At 48.0% G+C, this 18,306-nt stretch carries 18 protein-coding genes and 2 tRNA genes; 19 read left to right on the forward strand and 1 reads right to left on the reverse strand.

The annotated features are described in order from the left end of the window. Positions 1-2 precede the first annotated feature (2 nt). The 19 genes from lpxK to M3079_RS06445 all read left to right on the forward strand — a co-directional run bounded on the left by lpxK (position 3) and on the right by M3079_RS06445 (position 16,818). Complete coding sequence (gene lpxK / locus M3079_RS06355; protein WP_249078066.1) at positions 3-2,528, forward strand: tetraacyldisaccharide 4'-kinase; 2,526 nt, start codon at positions 3-5, stop codon at positions 2,526-2,528. Then, entirely contained in the window at positions 2,528-3,265 is a 738-nt protein-coding gene (kdsB, locus tag M3079_RS06360) for a 3-deoxy-manno-octulosonate cytidylyltransferase (RefSeq protein WP_249078068.1), read from the forward strand. Before lpxK ends, kdsB begins: the two co-directional genes overlap by 1 nt. Before the next feature lie 36 nt (positions 3,266-3,301). Continuing rightward, entirely contained in the window at positions 3,302-4,120 is an 819-nt protein-coding gene (gene kdsA, locus M3079_RS06365; RefSeq protein WP_021716794.1) for a 3-deoxy-8-phosphooctulonate synthase, read from the forward strand. A gap of 33 nt (positions 4,121-4,153) precedes the next feature. Then, entirely contained in the window at positions 4,154-5,131 is a 978-nt protein-coding gene (locus M3079_RS06370; RefSeq protein WP_283162450.1) for a KpsF/GutQ family sugar-phosphate isomerase, read from the forward strand. Then, a complete protein-coding gene (locus M3079_RS06375) occupies positions 5,131-5,676 on the forward strand; it encodes an HAD hydrolase family protein (protein WP_249078070.1) in 546 nt (181 codons plus the stop codon). The genes M3079_RS06370 and M3079_RS06375 overlap by 1 nt, the downstream gene beginning before the upstream one ends. Beyond that, the gene (locus M3079_RS06380) at positions 5,676-6,581 is read left to right on the forward strand and encodes a lysophospholipid acyltransferase family protein (RefSeq protein ID WP_249078072.1); all 906 of its coding nucleotides are present in this window, start codon (positions 5,676-5,678) and stop codon (positions 6,579-6,581) included. The genes M3079_RS06375 and M3079_RS06380 overlap by 1 nt, the downstream gene beginning before the upstream one ends. Further along, positions 6,571-7,116, forward strand: coding sequence for an LPS export ABC transporter periplasmic protein LptC (lptC, locus tag M3079_RS06385; RefSeq protein WP_021716798.1), 546 nt, complete (start codon positions 6,571-6,573; stop codon positions 7,114-7,116). Before M3079_RS06380 ends, lptC begins: the two co-directional genes overlap by 11 nt. Continuing rightward, on the forward strand, positions 7,116-7,970 hold the full coding sequence (locus tag M3079_RS06390; RefSeq protein WP_249078074.1) for an LptA/OstA family protein: 855 nt from the start codon (positions 7,116-7,118) through the stop codon (positions 7,968-7,970). The genes lptC and M3079_RS06390 overlap by 1 nt, the downstream gene beginning before the upstream one ends. Then, positions 7,970-8,689 (forward strand): LPS export ABC transporter ATP-binding protein, encoded by a 720-nt coding sequence (gene lptB, locus M3079_RS06395; protein WP_021716801.1) that lies wholly within the window; start codon positions 7,970-7,972, stop codon positions 8,687-8,689. The genes M3079_RS06390 and lptB overlap by 1 nt, the downstream gene beginning before the upstream one ends. An 11-nt stretch (positions 8,690-8,700) precedes the next feature. Further along, positions 8,701-9,792 (forward strand): LPS export ABC transporter permease LptG, encoded by a 1,092-nt coding sequence (lptG, locus tag M3079_RS06400; RefSeq protein ID WP_021716802.1) that lies wholly within the window; start codon positions 8,701-8,703, stop codon positions 9,790-9,792. Positions 9,793-9,810: 18 nt separating this feature from the next. Beyond that, positions 9,811-10,959, forward strand: coding sequence for a DUF3084 domain-containing protein (locus M3079_RS06405; protein WP_249078075.1), 1,149 nt, complete (start codon positions 9,811-9,813; stop codon positions 10,957-10,959). After that, positions 10,949-11,371: a RuvX/YqgF family protein gene (locus M3079_RS06410; RefSeq protein WP_249078077.1), complete on the forward strand. Its 423-nt coding sequence runs from the start codon at positions 10,949-10,951 to the stop codon at positions 11,369-11,371. Before M3079_RS06405 ends, M3079_RS06410 begins: the two co-directional genes overlap by 11 nt. A 75-nt stretch (positions 11,372-11,446) precedes the next feature. Continuing rightward, a complete protein-coding gene (locus M3079_RS06415) occupies positions 11,447-12,943 on the forward strand; it encodes a 5'-nucleotidase C-terminal domain-containing protein (protein ID WP_249078079.1) in 1,497 nt (498 codons plus the stop codon). Positions 12,944-12,955: 12 nt separating this feature from the next. Then, entirely contained in the window at positions 12,956-13,588 is a 633-nt protein-coding gene (locus M3079_RS06420; protein WP_249078081.1) for a cyclodeaminase/cyclohydrolase family protein, read from the forward strand. A gap of 48 nt (positions 13,589-13,636) precedes the next feature. Beyond that, positions 13,637-13,724 (forward strand) — tRNA-Ser (locus M3079_RS06425). A gap of 47 nt (positions 13,725-13,771) precedes the next feature. Beyond that, positions 13,772-14,419: a DNA-3-methyladenine glycosylase gene (locus M3079_RS06430; RefSeq protein WP_249078082.1), complete on the forward strand. Its 648-nt coding sequence runs from the start codon at positions 13,772-13,774 to the stop codon at positions 14,417-14,419. A 64-nt stretch (positions 14,420-14,483) separates the two neighbouring features. Continuing rightward, positions 14,484-14,574, forward strand: a tRNA-Ser gene (locus tag M3079_RS06435). A gap of 198 nt (positions 14,575-14,772) precedes the next feature. Then, entirely contained in the window at positions 14,773-15,507 is a 735-nt protein-coding gene (locus tag M3079_RS06440) for a gamma-glutamyl-gamma-aminobutyrate hydrolase family protein (protein WP_249078085.1), read from the forward strand. A 30-nt stretch (positions 15,508-15,537) separates the two neighbouring features. Continuing rightward, a complete protein-coding gene (locus M3079_RS06445) occupies positions 15,538-16,818 on the forward strand; it encodes an APC family permease (RefSeq protein ID WP_249078087.1) in 1,281 nt (426 codons plus the stop codon). A 61-nt stretch (positions 16,819-16,879) separates the two neighbouring features. On the opposite strand, the gene M3079_RS06450 is transcribed toward M3079_RS06445, so the two are convergent. Continuing rightward, positions 16,880-18,237, reverse strand: a protein-coding gene (locus M3079_RS06450) for an IS3 family transposase (protein WP_249078088.1) whose coding sequence is annotated in 2 segments (ribosomal slippage) — positions 16,880-17,737 and positions 17,740-18,237 — 1,356 coding nt in all. Because the reading frame shifts where the segments join, the coding sequence is not laid out codon by codon here. Between the last annotated feature and the right edge of the window lie 69 nt (positions 18,238-18,306).

Below are 18,306 nucleotides of genomic sequence, written 5' to 3' on the forward strand. Positions count from 1 at the left end.
CGATGTATATAATTTATAACTTACTGATGATTGGCGCATTTTTCCTCGTAATGCCGTATTTTATCTACCGTTCGATATGTGAAAAAGGCTTTACACGCAGGATGCGCCAGAGCCTTGGCGGTATCCGCGATGAAGAAATTGAAGCCGTTGCGCTTAAGGGCTGTATTTGGATTCACGGTGCGTCCGTTGGCGAAATTGTAGCAACCAGCCCGCTGGTAAAGGAAATCCGCAAGGCAATGCCGGAAATTCCGATTCTGGTTTCGGCAGTTACGGTTGGCGGTTATGATATGGCACGCCAGATTATTCCGGAAGCAGATGCCATTATTTATTTCCCGCTGGATTTGCCTTTTGTGTCTGAATCCGTTGTAAAACGAATCCGCCCGCGCATTTTTATGCCGGTAGAAACAGAACTGTGGCCTAATCTTCTGCGCGCACTGCGTGAACGCAATATTCCGGTAATGATGGTTAACGGCCGTATTTCCGAAAAATCGGTAAAAACCTACCGCTATTTGTACGGCATTTGGGATGATATGCTGAATACTGTAAGCCGCTTCTGCATGCAGTCCAGTATTGACGCCGATTATATCCGCCATTTGGGCGCAGACCCCAGCAAAATTTATGTAACTGGCAACACCAAGTTTGACCAGACCTATGCGGAAGTTACGCAGCAGGATTTGGATAATTATAAAAAAGAACTGGGCATCGAAGGGGCGTATCCGGTTATTGTGGCCGGTTCTACGCATCCTACCGAAGAAAAAGCCATGCTGGAGGCTTTTAAAACCATTAAGGAAACTTATCCCGAGGCGCGTCTTGTTATTGCTCCGCGCAAGCCGGAACGCACTAACGAAATTGTGCGCCTGGTTGGGCATTTCGGTTATGAAGTTGGGCTCCGTTCCAAGCTTTTGAAAATTGATGGCGTACGTCCGCAGTACCCGGTACTTTTGATTGATACCATCGGTGAACTGGGACGCATTTATTCCGTCGGCGATGTGGTATTTGTGGGCGGTTCTTTAATTAACCACGGCGGCCATAACGTACTTGAGCCTGCCGCTCATGCCAAACCTATTCTGGTTGGCCCGAGTATGCAGAACTTTAAAGATTCCTATTCGCTTTTGAGCAAGGTTGGCGCCTGCAAAATGGTGAGCGGTATACCCGAGCTTACCAAAGAACTGCTGGATATTATAAACGATGATAAACGCCGTGCCAAAATGGGCGCAGCGTCTTTGCAGGTTATTAAGGAAAACCGCGGTGCTGCCGTGCGCAGTATTGAATATCTTGAAGATTTGCTGCGCATTACTACTGTTCCGGCAACTATTATGTCGCGTTACCCGACCAATATCCGCAATCTTAATGATGAGGGCGGCATCAGCATGAGCCACTCCGATTATATCATCCAGTATGTGTACCAGATGGCGCACGGCACGGAAACGCCTTTTATGGGCAGCGTGCTTTTAGTGGTGCTGCGTTTCTTCTCTTATTTGTACGAATTTGGCGTTTGCAGCAAATTGTGGCTATATAACGTGGGCTTTTTTAAACAGACAAAACTTGATTGCTGCGTAATTTCCATCGGCAATATTACCGTTGGCGGCACGGGCAAAACCCCTACCGCGCAGAAAGTTGCGGCAATGATTAAAAGCATGGGCTATAATGTTGTTATCTTAAACCGTGGCTACCGCTCTCACTGGGATAAAGAGCTGGGCGTGGTAAGTGACGGCAAGAAGATTTTCATGACGGCTTATGAGGCAGGCGATGAAGCTTACCTGATGGCGAAAACCCTGCCCGGCATTCCCGTTATTATCGGTAAAAACCGTGCCGTTACCGGCCAGTTTGCCGTAGATAAAATGAAGGCCGAAGTAATTATCATGGACGACGGCTATCAGCACTGGCATTTGTACCGCGACCTTGATGTAGTGCTGGTAGATACTTACAATATGTTTGGCAACGGCTGCCTGCTGCCGCGCGGCACACTGCGCGAACCGCTGAAGCATCTGGACAGGGCAGGGCTCTTTTTGCTCACCAAAACCGACCAGAGCTCGCAGTTCAGCCGTATTAACCTCCGCAAAAACCTTGCAAAATATAACGACCGTGCCCCGGTTATCGAAAGTATCCATCACCCGAAAAACTTTGTCGAAATTGCCGACTGGTACAAGGGCATTCATGAAAATACGCTGGAACTTTCCGAACTGGAGGGCAAAAAAGTTATGGTCTTTTCCGCTATCGGCAACCCGTCCTCTTTCGAGCAGACCCTTGCCGGCATTGGCTTGGAAATCCTCGAAGCCATCCGTTACCCGGACCATCACGATTACGGTATGCTGGAAATGCAGTACATCAGCGAGCGCGCGGCCAGCAAAGAAGCGGTGGCGCTTATTACAACCGGTAAAGACGCGGTTAAAATTCCGACCGAATTTATTTATTTCAACAGGGATTTGCCGCTGTACATATTAAACATGGATATTATGATTACCGAAGGGCAGGACTTGTTTGAAAAAGCAATTGTCAATGCCATTAAAAAGGAGACGAAGAAGTAATGAAGGTTTTATGTGTAATTCCGGCCCGCTATGCTTCCACCAGGCTGCCGGGCAAGCCGCTTGCGTTGATTGCCGGTAAGCCGATGATTCAGCATACTTATATGCGCGCCTGCGAAGCGGAAGAACCGGATGATGTAATTGTAGCAACGGATAACGAAAAAGTTTATGATACCGTTACAGGCTTCGGCGGCAAGGCCGTAATGACTTCGCCGGACCATCCGAGCGGAACTGACCGCCTGGCGGAAGTTGCCATGCAGTATCCTGATGTTGATGTAATTATTAACGTGCAGGGCGATGAGCCGATGATTGACCCGGATATTATTGACCGTCTGGCCAAAGCCTTTGAAGGCAATGACGATTTAAAAATGGCAACCATGAAGGTGCCGATGAAGGAAAGCGAATACAACGACCCGGCTGCCGTAAAAGTTGTAACGGATGACAACGGTTATGCGCTGTATTTTTCGCGCAGCCTGATTCCTTATCCGCGCAACGATATTGAAGGCATGCGCGTTTATAAACATGTTGGCGTTTATGCTTACCGCCGTGACTTTTTACTGCAGTACGCAGCGCTTGAACCTACCATGCTTGAAAAGGTGGAAGGGCTTGAACAGCTGCGCGCGCTGGAAAACGGCTATAAAATAAAAGTGCTTGAAAGCGATTTTCAGGGTATCGGCATTGATACTCCCGAAGATTTGGAAGCAATCAACAAGCTCTTTGCGGCAAAAAACAATAAATAACTAAAAAATAACTATCAGTAAATAAAGGAGGCAGACATGAATATAGTAACAGTTGGCAATTATAAAGTTGGGCAGGGCTGCCCCATGCTGCTTATGGCAGGTCCCTGCGTACTGGAAGGCTATGAACGCAGCCTGATGATTGGCCAGCGTGCCAAAGCAATTGCAGATAAACTCGGCATGCCCTATGTTTTTAAGGCATCTTTCGATAAAGCAAACCGTTCTTCCTATAATTCTTTCCGCGGGCCGGGATTAAAAGAAGGTTTGGCCATTCTGGCCCAGATTAAAAAAGATTTGGGTGTACCCATTGTAACGGATATTCACGAACCTGCGCAGGCAGAACCCGTTGCGGAAGTTGCTGATATTTTGCAGATTCCGGCATTTTTGTGCCGCCAGACTGACCTTGTTTACCAGGCTGCAAAAACCGGCAGAACCGTTAACGTAAAAAAAGGCCAGTTCCTTGCCCCGTGGGATATGAAAAACGTTATCAAAAAAATTGAAGAAGCCGGCAACCACAACATTATGCTTACAGAGCGCGGCGCAAGTTTCGGCTATAACACTCTGGTGACGGATATGCGCGGGCTTGCCATTATGCGCGAACTCGGTTATCCGGTTGTAATGGACGCAACCCACAGCGTGCAGATTCCCGGCGGGCAGGGTACTTCCTCCGGCGGCCAGAGCCAGTATGTGCCGCATATGGCAAGGGCTGCTGCCGCAGTAGGCATCGACGCTTTGTTCCTTGAAGTACACGATAACCCGGCTGAAGCTCTTTCGGACGGGCCGAACATGGTAAAACTGGATAATTTGGAAGCACTCTTGAAAGACGTGCTGGCCATAGATAAAATTGTACGCGGCTGATTGGCTGCCTGCATTTAAAGGAGTGATTTCCTGATGGAAGATGTAATGCTGGAACAGGCGCGGCAGGTTCTGCGTATGGAAGCGGAAGCCGTGCTGGAACAGGTTGAACGCATAGACGAACATTTTAAAGCAGCGGTTGAAATGATTATGGCCTGCCCCGGCCGCACCGTTATTACCGGCATGGGCAAATCGGGCATTATCGGGCGCAAAATGGCAGCAACGCTTGCCAGCACCGGTACGCCTTCTTTTTACCTGCACCCGGCAGAAGGAATTCACGGCGACCTGGGCATGGTAACCGAAGGCGACGTTGTTATTGCGCTTTCCAACAGCGGTGAAACCGGCGAAGTGCTGCATATACTGCCTTCGCTGCGCAGAATAGGTGCTAAATTAATTGCTATGGTGGGCAATCCCAATTCCACTTTGGCCAAAAATTCTGATATCGTTTTAAATGTCGGTGTCACGAGAGAAGCCTGCCCGCTCGGGCTTGCGCCTACTTCAAGCACAACCGCGGCGCTTGCTTACGGCGATGCGCTTGCACTGGCGCTGCTTTCAAAACGCAAATTTACGGCCAGCCAGTTTGCGGTATTCCATCCGGGAGGCTCTCTGGGGCGCAAATTGCTTCTTACTGTTGAAGATATTATGCACAGCGGCACGGAAAACCCGCTTGTTAAGGCAGATATCAGCGTGCAGGACGCACTTTTTGTTATTACCGACAAGGGCCTTGGCGCTGTTTCCGTCGTTGATGACGACAACAAAATGCTGGGCGTGCTGACAGACGGCGATATCCGCCGCGGACTCAGCAAAGGCGTGGACTTTTTAAAACGCCCGGTAACGGAACTTATGACGGCCAGCCCGAAAACCATTACCAAAGAAAAACTGGCTGCACAGGCTTTGCATATCATGGAAAGCAACCGTCCGAAACCGATTACGGTACTGCCGGTTGTAGATACTGAAAACCATGTTATCGGGCTTTTGCATATGACTGACCTTGTACGTCAGGGCGTGGTATAATGGAAAGAAACGTAAAAAATGCCTCCAAAATAAAACTGCTGGCCCTTGATGTGGACGGCGTACTGACGGACGGCAGCCTGAATATCGGCGCGGAAGGCGAACTTTTTAAAGCCTTCAACGCGCGCGACGGGCTTGGGCTGAGCTGCCTTCTGCGCAGCGGTGTGCGTGTGGCAATTATTACCGGCCGCAAAAGCGCCATTATTCACCGCCGGGCGGAAGAACTGGGCATTACAGAGCTTTATGAAGGCATTAAAGATAAAAGAAAAATACTGGCAGACCTTGCCGCAGCAGGAGGGCTTGAGCAGGATGAAATTGCCTATATGGGCGACGATTTGAACGACCTGCCTGCACTTTTATATGCCGGGCTAGCCTGTGCCCCGGCAGACGCAGCGCCGGAGGTAATTTCTGCCAGCAGCTTTGTTGCCGCAAATAACGGCGGGCGCGGAGCGGTGCGCGAAGCGGCCGAACTTATTTTAAAGGCACAGGGCAAATGGAATGAAATTGTAAATGCTTATATGAAGCAGGGACAGGGAGATTCACAATAATGTGGCTTTACTATTTATTAAAAAGCATGAGCTGGATAATCAGCCACCTGCCCTATAAGCTGGTTGTAAAAATCGGCCTGGGGCTTGGCAGGCTTTATTACATAATTGCCAAAAAACAGCGCATAAGGGCGGAAGAAACAATAAAAGAACGCCTCGGCTATTCGGACGAACAGGCGAAAGCAACCATTCGCAGCCTGTTTATCAAGCTGGGCGCAACTTTTATGGAAATTATGTATATGCCGGCATTAAATAAAAACAATATCCGCGGGCTGGTAACCTTTGACCGCCCAGATGTTTTATGGGAAGCACTCGGCGAAGGCAAAGGCGTTGTAATGCTGGCCTGCCATATGGATAACTGGGAATGGCTGGGTGCGGCGCTGGCGTTATCGGGCTTTCCGCTGAGCGCGGTGGAAAAACCGCAGCCGAACCATATTTACAGCGATTTTATGAACGAACTGCGCAAGGGCGTAGGGCAGGAAATTTTTTCGCGCGGTACCAGTGAAATTCTGGGCTGTGCCCGCGCCATGAAGAAAAAACGCATGTTGGGGCTTATTGCCGACCAGGACGGCGGCTATGACGGTATTTTTGTTCCGTTCCTCGGCAAAATGGCTTCAACGCCGACCGGGCCTGCTTATTTTTCCAGAAAGTTTAACGCGCCGATTGTGCCGATATTTATTGTGCGCAAGGAAGGCAATTACGGGCATCTGGCGATTGTTAAAGACCCCATTTACTACGAAGACACCGGCGACCGCAAGGCCGATGATTATAACGTAACTTTGAAAATGACGCAGATTGTTGAAGAAGTTATAAAAGAATACCCGGATAACTGGCTGTGGTTCCAGCACCGTTGGAATACCCCGTACACACCGCCGGAAGAAAAGGAGCTGAAGCAAGGTGAAAAATAAGGGGCTTTTGCTGATTGCAGGCGGCATTGCCATTGCAGCAGCAATAATTGCCTGGCTGATGTTTGGCGGCGAGGCGCCGAAGAACCCGGAAAATACCGCTTCCAATGCGGTAAGCGCAGTAGTAAAAAATACTACCGTCAGCCGCGAGCAGGACGGCAGACGCCTGTGGGAGTTTTCGGTTGAAGCGCTGGAAAGCATTTCCGGCAGCGGCGAAGCTGTAATGAAAGGCGTTAAGGGCAAAATTTACCGCGAGGATGGTTCTGTAATTGACGTTACGGCCGGCGGCGGCAAAATTAATAACGACGATAAGAACTTTGCTCTCGACCGCGGCGTAAAAGCAACGCTTTCTACCGGCGGGGAGATAACTGCCGAAGAAATCAGCTGGAACCAGAAGGACGATATTATTACGGCCACCGGCAAAGTAAAGGTTGTTAAAGATGAACATACGGCTTTGGCCGATAAAATTGTTACCAGCAGTAAATTTGACCATTTTAAATTAAGCGGACATGCCGAAGTACAGAAAGGGGAACTGTAATGATGAAAATAAAATCAGTAGCGGCGCTGGCAGCGGCTTTTATGCTGTTAGGTTCATCTGCTTTATATGTGCCGGCATTTGCGGCTCAGGGCAGTGGTTTTAATGTTAAAGCCGACGAAATTGAATATGATATGACCAGCGGCAACGGTACTGCCAAAGGCAATGTGGTAATTTTGCATGACGGCGGCAAGGCTACGGCCGCAGCTGCGGAATTTAACAGCAAAACCATGAGCGGCAAACTTACCGGCGGCGTTGTTGCCGATAAAGACGATGCCCATATTACCTGCGCAACCTTTGTAATGCATAATGAAGATTTTGTTTCCGCAGTAGGCGAAGCATCCGTTACCAAAGAAGATAAAACGCTTACGGCAGAGCAGATTGACTATCACAGCGATGCTGAATACGCTGAAACCATCGGCTCCTGGGGCCAGTTGACTTCTACCGATGGCAGTGTGCTTACGGCAGCGCAGATTACCTATAACGGCAAAACCGGCCTTGCAGAAGCTACCGGCAATGTCGATATCGTAAGCCCGCCGCGTAATTTAACCGCAAAGGCGGATAAAGCAATTTACGACACCAATAACGACGGCAAAGTAGAACTTATCGGCAATGCAACCGCAACGCAGGACGGCAATACCGTTTCCGGCAACCGACTGATTATGAATAATGCAGGCAATGCCGCAGCAGGACAGCGTGCCGAAGCATTTGGCAATATTAAGATTGTGTATGTTCCCGAAAAGCAGCCAGCACAGGCTGAGGCAAATACTGCCGCAGCAGGCAGCGAAGGAACGCAGACAGAAGCTGCAGCCCAGAACGCAGCAGCAGAAACCACCGGACAAGTGGAGGCAGCATAGTGGTAATTGAAACAGCTAATCTTGTAAAAGAATATGCGGACAGACGCGTTGTAAACAATGTCAGCATCCGTGTGGAGCAGGGCAGCATTGTTGGTTTGCTCGGCCCTAACGGCGCCGGCAAAACTACTACCTTTTATATGATAGTAGGCATCATCAAGCCGGATTCCGGCACGGTAACGCTGGACGGGCAGGATATTTCCGGCCTGCCGATGTATATGCGCGCGCGCGCCGGTATCGGTTATCTGCCGCAGGAGGCTTCCATTTTCCGTAAAATGACAGTGGAAGAAAATATTCTTGCCATTTTGGAAGCCAACAATGTGCCGGAAAAAGCGCGCTATGAAAAAATGAACGCACTTGTTGAAGAATTCCATATCGACCATATCCGCAAAAACAAAGGCACGGAACTTTCCGGCGGTGAACGCCGCCGCGTGGAAATTGCCCGCGCTTTGGCAACAGACCCGGCGTTCATTCTGCTGGATGAGCCTTTTGCCGGTATCGACCCGATTGCCGTTGCCGATATTCAGAATATGATTGCCCATCTTGCGCAGCGCGGCATCGGTATTCTGATTACCGACCATAACGTGCGCGAAACGCTGAGCATTGTTGATAAAGCATACATCCTTGCCAATGGTGAAATACTGCTGCACGGCGACAGCGAGACCATTGCCAACGACCCGGTAGCGCGCAAATACTACCTTGGTGAAAACTTTAGCATGTAGGGGGGAAGAAGATGCGTTTACGTTTGTTAGACAGATATGTACTGAGCGAATTGCTGTATCCGTTCATCTTCGGTATAGCCTCCTTCTCAAGTATTTTTATCGCCAGTTCCATGCTGTACCGCATTACGCAGTACATGACCAAATACGGCGCCAGCTGGGACAGTGTGGCATGGCTGTTCTTTTACAGCCTGCCGGAAGTAATTAACTACACTTTCCCGATGTCGATGCTTCTGGCATCACTTATGGCGTTCGGCAAATTGTCCGGCTCAAGTGAAATTATCGCCATGAAATCCGGCGGCATCAGCTATTACCGCATTGTAGCGCCGGTGCTGATAGTGGCGTTTATTGTCAGCATGTTCTCGGTTGTATGGGCCGAAAAAGTTGTGCCTGCTTCCAAAGTGCAGTACACACGCGTTTTGGAATACCAGATTAAAAAGAACACCAAGCCGAAAACGCAGGACAATGTTATCATTAAAACCATGAGCGGCGACACTCAGCGTTTAACTTACGCCCGCCGCTTTGAAGAAGAATCCGGCAGAATGATGGACATTACCATCGAGGAATTTGACAACCATAAACTGGCACGCATCCAGACTGCCAAAGAGGGCCGCTGGGAAAACGGTTCCTGGCGTTTGATTGACGGCACGGTGTATTCCGTGCATGATGAGGCAGGCCTGCAAAGCACTGCCAAATTTGATGAGCAGATAATTCCTCTGGATATTGCCCCGGAACAAATTTCCTGGGAACAGAAAGAGCCGGAAGAAATGACCATCCGCGAACTGCGCGAATACATACACATGCTGGAAATGCAGGACCAGCCGACTGCGCGTCACTGGTGCGAAATTTACATGCGTATCTTTATACCTATGGCCAGCTTCTTCTTTGCCATGATAGGCGCGCCGCTGGGAACGCAGAAACAGCGCACAAGTTCGTCCATCGGCCTGGGGCTGAGCATTATAGTTATTTTTATTTACTACGCGATTATGACCTTTACAACGGGTCTTGGCAAAGGCGGGGCAATGAATCCTTTTCTGGCCTGCGCACTGCCGAACATTATTTGCCTGATGGTAGGTATTTATCTTTTACGGCAGAAAAATGCGTAAAACCAATGGGGTGAGTTTATGTTTGGGTTGCGCCTGATAATTATTCTGGCTGTTGTCGGCGGCCTGATTGCATTTATTGGCGATAAACTGGGCAGTAAAATAGGTAAGAAAAAATTGTCTGTTTTCGGGCTGAGGCCGTACTATACCTCGGTGCTGATGACGGTAATTACCGGCGTGCTGATTGCGGCGACGACCATTATCGTGATGGCAATATCTTCGGACAGCGCCAGGACGGCAATGTTTGGCATGGAACGTTTGCAGGACGAACTGAGCAGCCTGAACAGGGAAAAGGCCATAGCGGCGGAAGAAATGGATAAAGCCCGTGCTGCCCTTGCTGACCGCAACAGGGAAATACAGGACCTTGACGGAGAAATTGAGGCCATTAATGCCGAAAAAGCACATCTCCAGAATGAGGTTAACAGCAGCCGCGAAGAGCTTGGGCGTGCCCGTGCGGAAGTAAACAGCCTTTCGGAATCGAAGGCAACACTTGAAAAAGAAGTTAATTCGCTGGAGGCTACTACCGAACGCCTGCGCCGCGGCATTGTTGCCATGCGTGAGGGCGACGTTGTATACCGCAGCGGCGAAGTAATTTATGCAGGAGTTTTAAGCAGCAAGCTTGCCGATGCTGAAAATACCAAACAGCTTGAAATGTTCCTGAGCGCGGCTAACGAAGCGGCCATGCAGCGCATGGGCATCCGCAGCGAAGAACCGGTAGGCGTTTTATGGCTGCCTAATGAACTTATCCAGGCGGCTTTAAAAGAAATTCAGGCGGCAGACGGCAATGTGTTTGTAAGGCTGCGCGCCGTGGCAAACATTATAGCCGGTGAGCCTGCAATCTGCACTATTGAACTGGTGCATAACGAATGTGTATATAAAAACAACGAGCTGATTTACAGCAAAGTTATAGATGTAAGCGGCATTAAATACGGTTTGGACCGTGAAATTTTGATGTTCCTGAATTCCGTTAACCATACGGCTGTAAGTGCCGGCGTAATGCCCGACCCGCTTACCGGCAAGGTAGGCAACCTTGATGCGGGAACTATGGTGCAGACCGGCGAAAAAATGGCGGCGCTTGGCGGCAAAGTTATGCTTAAGGCTTATGCCCGCGGCGATATTTATACCTCCGGCCCGGTGCTGCTGCGTTTAGAGGTTGAAGATGCTGAATAACGGTTTTTTGCTTGGCATAGACCCCGGCAGCTTTAAAACCGGCGTGGCGCAGGTAACGCCGCAGGGCGAAGTTTTAAACGCAGAATGGGTGGAAACAAAAAAACTTGCGGAAGCACTGAACCTGCTTTGCAGCGATAAAGGGCTGCCGCAGGCGGTAATTATCGGCAACGGTACCAATACGCAGCCGGTGCATAAAGTGCTGGCGCAGATTTTTACTGCCGTGCCGGTAATAGAAATTGACGAAAAACACAGTACGGAACAGGCACGTACTTTGTACTGGCAGCTTAACAAGCCGCACGGTTGGCGTGCGCTGCTGCCGGAAGGGCTGCGTGTGCCGCCGGAACCGCTGGACGGTTATGCAGCGGCAGTGCTTGTAAAAAGATATCTGGAGCAAAATAAAAGCAGGGATTAACGCCCTGCTTTTTTTGCAGGTATTTTGCCAAGCGGCAGCGAATAATGCAGGCAGAATTATTTTGTTGGTGATATTATGAAACGGCTTATAAATTTATTTTTTGTAATGCTGCTGTGCTGTGCGGCCTTTTTGGCAGAGGCTGCGCCGATACAGATAGATATTTACAGCGTTAACGATTTGCACGGCAGGCTGCGTGCCGCAGAAAATGCGCCCGGCGCTGCGCGTTTGGCTGCTGCGCTTAATTTACTTACGGCAGCCAATCCCAAAGGCACGCTTATTGTTGGCGGCGGTGATATGCTGTCCGGCAGCATCGACGCAGACAGCTTTGACGGTTTGAACGCTGTGGAAGCCATGAATATTATGAGGTTTGCCGCAAATTGTGCAGGCAACCATGCTTTCGATTATAATTTCCCGGCTATTGTGCGTCAGGCCAAAGCCGCTGATTTTCCGCTTTTGGCGGCTAATATTACAGATGCAAACGGCAATATTCCCGCACCGTTTGCGCCGTATGCCGTGGTTAAACGCAATGGCATAAAAACAGGCATTATAGGCGTGCTTGACGAGCAGGCGTTTAAAAAAGTAAAGCCTGACCATGTGGCAGGGCTGAAACTTACCTCTCCGGCAGAAGCGGCAAATAAATATGCCGCGCAACTCCGCAGAAACGGAGTGCAGGTAGTTGTGCTTTTGGCGCATATCGGTGGGCAGATGGAAAACGGCATGCTGACAGGCGCAATAGTGCCTGTTCTGGATAACCTGAAAGGCATTGACGCTGTGGCGTCAGGCGACAGCCATACAGTGTTTGCCTGCTCTTATAAGGGCATTCCGGCAGTGCAGGCAGGTGAATACGGCAGGCAAATAGGGCATATAAAGCTGTTTTATGATGCGGATGCCGGCAAAATTACACAAGCTGAGGCCAATGTTTATGAAACCGGCGCTTTAACACAAGAACGCGACAGCAAAGCAGCAGCTTTTTTACAGCCGTATTTTGAACGCGTCGATGCTGTTTACAGCAAGGTGCTGGCTTATAATACGCAGTATCTTGCTAACGAAAAGTACGGTGAATCGCCGCTGGCTGATTATTTTATGGATTTAATTAACAGCGAACTGCAAACGGACATAACTCTTTATAACGGCGGGGCAATCCGCTCCAATCTGCCTGCGGGCAATGTTACGCTGAGAGAGCTGAAACAGATTTTTCCGTTTAACAATACCTTATATGTTTTGAGGCTGCGCGGCAGCGATATTTTAAAAGCTTTGGAGCACGGGCTGGGCAGTAAGGAAATTGCCAGGGTGCGTTTTGCCGGGCTTACCGTAACGGCAGATTTAACTGCGCCGGAAGGGGAAAGGTTAATATCTGCGCAGTTAGCAGACGGCAGTATACTGAACCATGAGAGATATTACAGCGCTGCTGTTAATGATTTTCTGCTTTCCGGCGGAGACGGTTATACATCTGTAAAAGGGGCGGAAATTATCCGCGAAAGCGGCAAGGACCTTGATGTTTTAAGCACGGCGCTGAAAAAGGCATGGCAAATAAATTTTGATTATAATAATAAGCGTTTGATTTTAAAGTAACGGGAGGTTAATATGGAAAATTTAAGCACTATAACTTGCGGAACTTTTTTGGAAGAACTGGCGTCAAAAGCGCCGACACCGGGCGGCGGTGCGGCTTCGGCACTTTGCGGGGCTGTTGCGGCGGCGCTTACGGCCATGCTTGCCAATTTAACTGTGGGCAAAGCAGGCAGCGAAGAAAATGAGCAGCAAACTGCACAGATTATTGTCGCTGCCGGTAAACTGCGTGAAGAATTGACGGCGCTTGCAGATGATGATGCGGCTGTATTCGGCAAATTTATGGCAGCGTATAAAATGCCCAAAACAACGGATGAAGAAAAAGCGGCGCGTACGGCTGCAATACAGCAGGCTGCGGTTGCGGCGGCTGATGTTCCCATGCAGATTGCCGAAAAGAGTATGGAGGTACTGCTCTTGGCCCGCAGAATTATTGTAATCGGCAACCCCAATGCCATCAGCGACGGAACGGTATCGGCTATTGTGGCAAGAGCAGCGCTGCGCAGCGCCTTGTATAACGTAAAAATTAACCTTGGGCTTATTAAAGACGCCGCTTATGTGGAGCAGGCAGCGGCCAAAATGCAGACGCTGGAGGCCAAAGCACTGGAAACAGAAGCCTTTGTGCTGGCGCGCACTGATGAAATTTTAAAGTAATGACGCTTGACTGATAAGCACATTTATCATATAATAAAAAATTAGCAGGGAGAGGTGGTCGAGTGGTTTAAGGCTCTGGTCTTGAAAACCAGCGAGGTGCAAGCCTCCGTGGGTTCGAATCCCACCCTCTCCGCCACGATTTTACCGCGCCTTTTAAGGCGCGTTTTTTATTATGGGAGCGCTATGCTTTATTTTGAATACGGCGAAAAAGAACTGAATTATTTAAAAAAGAAAGACAAGCGTCTGGCTGCCGTTATCGAAAAAGCCGGGGTCATTCAAAGAGAATTATACCCCGATATTTTCGTATCGCTTGTTAATTCCATTGCGGGACAGCAAATATCGCGCCACGCCAAAGCAAGCGTATGGCGGCGCTTTACGGAATTGCTGGGCGGTGTTGTTACGCCGCAGGCAATTGACGCAGTAACGGAGGAACAGCTGCGCAGCTGCGGGTTATCCGGGCGCAAGGCTGTGTATATTAAACAACTGGCGCAAAAAGTGCTTAATGGCGAAATTGATTTTGGCGCTTTTGCGGCTATGGCTGATGAAGAAGTTATTGCAGAACTGGTAAAACTGGATGGCATCGGCAAATGGACGGCGGAGATGCAGCTGATTTTTTCGCTGGGGCGCAAAAATATATTGAGTTTTGGCGATGCAGCCATTCAGAACGGGCTTAAAAGGCTGTACGGGCATAAAAAAATAACCCCGGCGCTGGCAGAAAAGTACCATAAACGTTACAGCCCGTATGCTTCGGTAGCCAGTTTTTACCTGTGGGCGCTGTCCAACGGCGATGTGGAATACGAGCGGCCGTGCAGAAACGCAGAAAAAATTTAAAATTGTTGCTTTAAATACTTGCCAAACAGCAAAACATAGTGTATACTAATTAAGTAAGTCAATTGGAGTGGTACTCAAGTGGCTGAAGAGGACGGTTTGCTAAATCGTTAGGGGGGGCAACTCCCGCCAGGGTTCAAATCCCTGCCACTCCGCCAGTTAAAAATTAAGACCCTTTAGGCAGATGCCCGAAGGGTCTTTTATTTTTGTAGTAAATTTTTATAAAATATGTGCAGTGAGCAGAACTTTAGTTAAAAATTTTTAACTATTAAATTCAATTTTTTATAATTTTGCGGTATAATAGTTTCTGCTGTAATTATTGTTTCAGCAAAATGTTTTAATTTCAGGAGGTTTATATGTCTAAATTACGTATTGCCATTACTGCCGATACTTACCCGTACGCCAGTGATGTAACTAACCTTGTGCGCGCGCCGTTTACCGCACGCGGGCTGGTTGATATTATTAACGAGCTGGGCGCGCTGCCCATTGTGCTGCCGGATGTTCCGGGTGCTAAAGGCGAAGATTATGCAGAAATGTTTGACGCGCTGATTATTCCCGGCGGGCCGGATGCCGACCCTTCGTTTTTCGGCGAAGAACCATGGATGCATATCGGTATGACCAATTACAAACGCGATGTGTTCGAAGCAGAAATTTTTAAAGCCTTTTACAAGGCAGGCAAGCCTATTTTCGGCATCTGCCGCGGCTGCCAGTTTATTAATATTATGATGGGCGGCAGCGTATATCAGGATTTGGCAACGCAGAACCCTGATGCTTATATCCGCCATTCGCAGGGTGCAAACGGCTGCTATCCTACTCACTACGTAACGGTGGAAGAAGGCAGCTGCCTGTATGAAGCGCTGGGCGGCAAAGCGTATGTAAATTCCCGCCATCATCAGGGCATTAAAAAAGTTGGCGAAGGCTTAAAAGTTACGGCCAAAGCTCCGGACGGAGTTATTGAAGCAATTGAAAGCGCCGAAGGCAGCCAGATTGTTGCCGTACAGTGGCATCCGGAAAATATGTGGCAGGAGCACCCGGAAATGCGCAGAATTTTTGCCGGTTTTATCGACAGGGTTGCCGCATCTAAAAAATAAAGTTTAATTTAAAATAAGGGAGAAGTTACTATGAGTAAAGGTAAAATGGGCTTTTGGACGATAGTGCTTTTCGGTATTAACAGCATTATCGGCTCGGGCATTTTTCTTTTGCCTAACAACGCCATGAGCATTATCGGCCCGGCAAGCCTTGGCGTACTTTTGTTTGATATGCTGCTGGTATTGGCAATGACTTTTTGCTTTGCCGAAGCCAGCGGTCTGTTTAAAGATAACGGCGGTCCGTACATTTATGCCAAAGAGGCTTTTGGCAATTTTATCGGCTACGAGGTTGGCTTTTTAACGTGGATTACCCGCATTATTGCATTTTCTACCATGGGTGTTGGCTTTGCTACTGCTTTGGGCGGCATTATGCCGGAGTTAAGCACGCCGCTAATGAAAAACATTATTGTAACCGTAATTTTTGCACTGCTGGCAGTTATGAACCTGTTTGGCGTGCAGCTGTTTAAGGTTATCCAGAATATGGCAACCGTTGCCAAAATTCTGCCGTTTGTATTGTTCATCGGCATGGGCGTTTTCTTTATCGACAGCGCCAATTTTACGCCGCTGTTCCCCGGCGGTGAATACACTCCCGGCAGCTTCGGCACGGCGGCTGTAATGCTGTTCTTTACTTTTACGGGCTTTGAAAGTATCGCCGTTGCCGCTTCCGAAATGGAAAACCCGCAAAAGAATTTGCCGAAAGCCATTTTGGTTGTTATCTGTATTGTAGCAGCAATTTATTTTATGCTTCTGGCCTGCGCTATCGGCATAATGGGTTATGACCTTGCCAATACAACGGTTCCCGTGCAGGAAGCTTTCGGGCGTATTGCAGGCAGTTTCGGTGTGGGCATTGTTGCTTCCGGCACGCTGGTTTCTATCGGCGCGCTGTGCATTAGTTCGTCTTTTGTTACTCCGTACAGCTGCCTTGCTTTGGCAGAAAAAGGCATGCTGCCTGCCGCTATGACGAAGCGCAACCGCTTTAACGCTCCTTACTGGTGCATAATTGCTTCTACCGTTATCGCGCTTTTAATTGCCTATACCGGCAGCTTTACATTCCTTGCTTCCATCAGCGTGGTATCGCGTTTTTCGCAGTATATTCCAACCTGCCTTTCCATACCGGTATTCCGCAAAAAAATGCCGGATGTGCCGCGTGCGTTTAAAATTCCGTTTGGCCCTGTTATTCCGGTTATTGCCGTGCTTACCAGTTTATGGCTTCTGGCACAGGCTAAGCCCCAGCAGCTGATTATGGGCCTTGGCGCAGCCGTAATTGCCGTGCCGTTCTATTACTTTGTTTATAAAAACAAAAAAGAAGAATAAAAACCAAAAACAAAAGGAGAAGGTTTTAAGTGATATGCACCCAAAAAGTTGGACAAAATAATTAAGCTGTTCTTAAGGACTTGGTTCGGTATTCTACCGGGCTGAGTCCTTTTAACTTTGCCTTTATCCTCCGGTTATTGTAATAATCTATATATTCATCTAACTTCTCTTTAAAATCTTCTATTGACTTAAACTTCTCAAAATAGAATAATTCTGACTTCAGCAGCCCAAAGAAATTCTCTATTACGGCATTATCCAAACAGTTTCCTTTCCTTGACATGCTTTGGATTATGCCATTTTCTTTTAATATCTTTCGATATGCCTTATGCTGATATTGCCATCCCTGGTCACTATGCAGTATTAAGCTGTCTGTTTTTCCTATACGCGTGACAGCTTCTTTTACCATATCCGTTACCTGTTTTAATACAGGACGCTCTGAAACTTTATAGCTTATTATCTCACCGTTATACAGGTCTATAATCGGCGACAGGTACAACTTCCTGCCAAATAACGAAAACTCTGTTATATCTGTTGACCATTTCTTATTTGGCTTGTCTGCCTTGAAATTTCTTTGCAGAATATTAGGCGCAGCTTTCCCATGTTCACCTCTATATGATTTATATTTCTTTAATCTTACTTTGCAGGTTAGACCGGTTTGCTTCATCAGCTTCATTACTACCTTATGGTTTACTTTAAAACCTTTTCTTCTAATCTCTAAGGTTACGCGCCTGTAGCCGTACCTGCCTTTGTTATCTGTGCAGATACGTTTTATTGCTTCTTTCAGCTCACTATACTTATCGCCTTGATTTATGCTTTTCATAGCGGCATAGTAAGTGCTTTTAGCCATGCCTGTATATTCCAATAACTTTTTCAGAGGATATTCTGCCCTTAATTCAGAGATTATTAACGCTGTCTTTTGCGTCTTTCTTCTTCCTCTTCCTGCTGAATCAAGGCGTTGTACTTTTTTAAGAAGGCGTTCTCCATTTTAAGAAAAGCATTTTCTGCTTCCAGCTGTTCAAGATAAGTAGGTTCAGGTTTCTGTTTGCGCTTTTTAGGTTTATATTTCATTGACGGCCTGCCTTTCTTTTTAGGCAGCAGTCCTGATTTACCGTAGGCAAGGTATTGTTTTTCCCATTGATGGATAGTTGAATTATTGGGGATAGCAAAAAGGGCTGCCGTTTCCTTTAATGATAACCCATGCTGCCAGCGGTGCTCAAGGACTTTTTGTTTAAAATCTGGGGAATATGAACGGTTTTTATGAAGGAGCTGGTTAAAGCCGCCGTGTTTGTAGTGGGCGAGCCAGTCACGTAAGGGACGGCTGTCTGGTATTGCCAATATTCTGCAAACATATTTTATGGCATTACCGTCTAAAACCATTTGTACTGCTTTAATTTTAAATTCGTCTGAGTATTTAGTCATGAAAAAACTGCACCTCCAAAAGTTTTTGTCTAACTTTTAGGGTGCAGTTCATTATCCGATGGTTTTTTA

This window comes from Phascolarctobacterium sp. ET69 (assembly GCF_023336935.1).
GTDB lineage: Bacteria > Bacillota > Negativicutes > Acidaminococcales > Acidaminococcaceae > Fusicatenibacter_A > Fusicatenibacter_A intestinipullorum.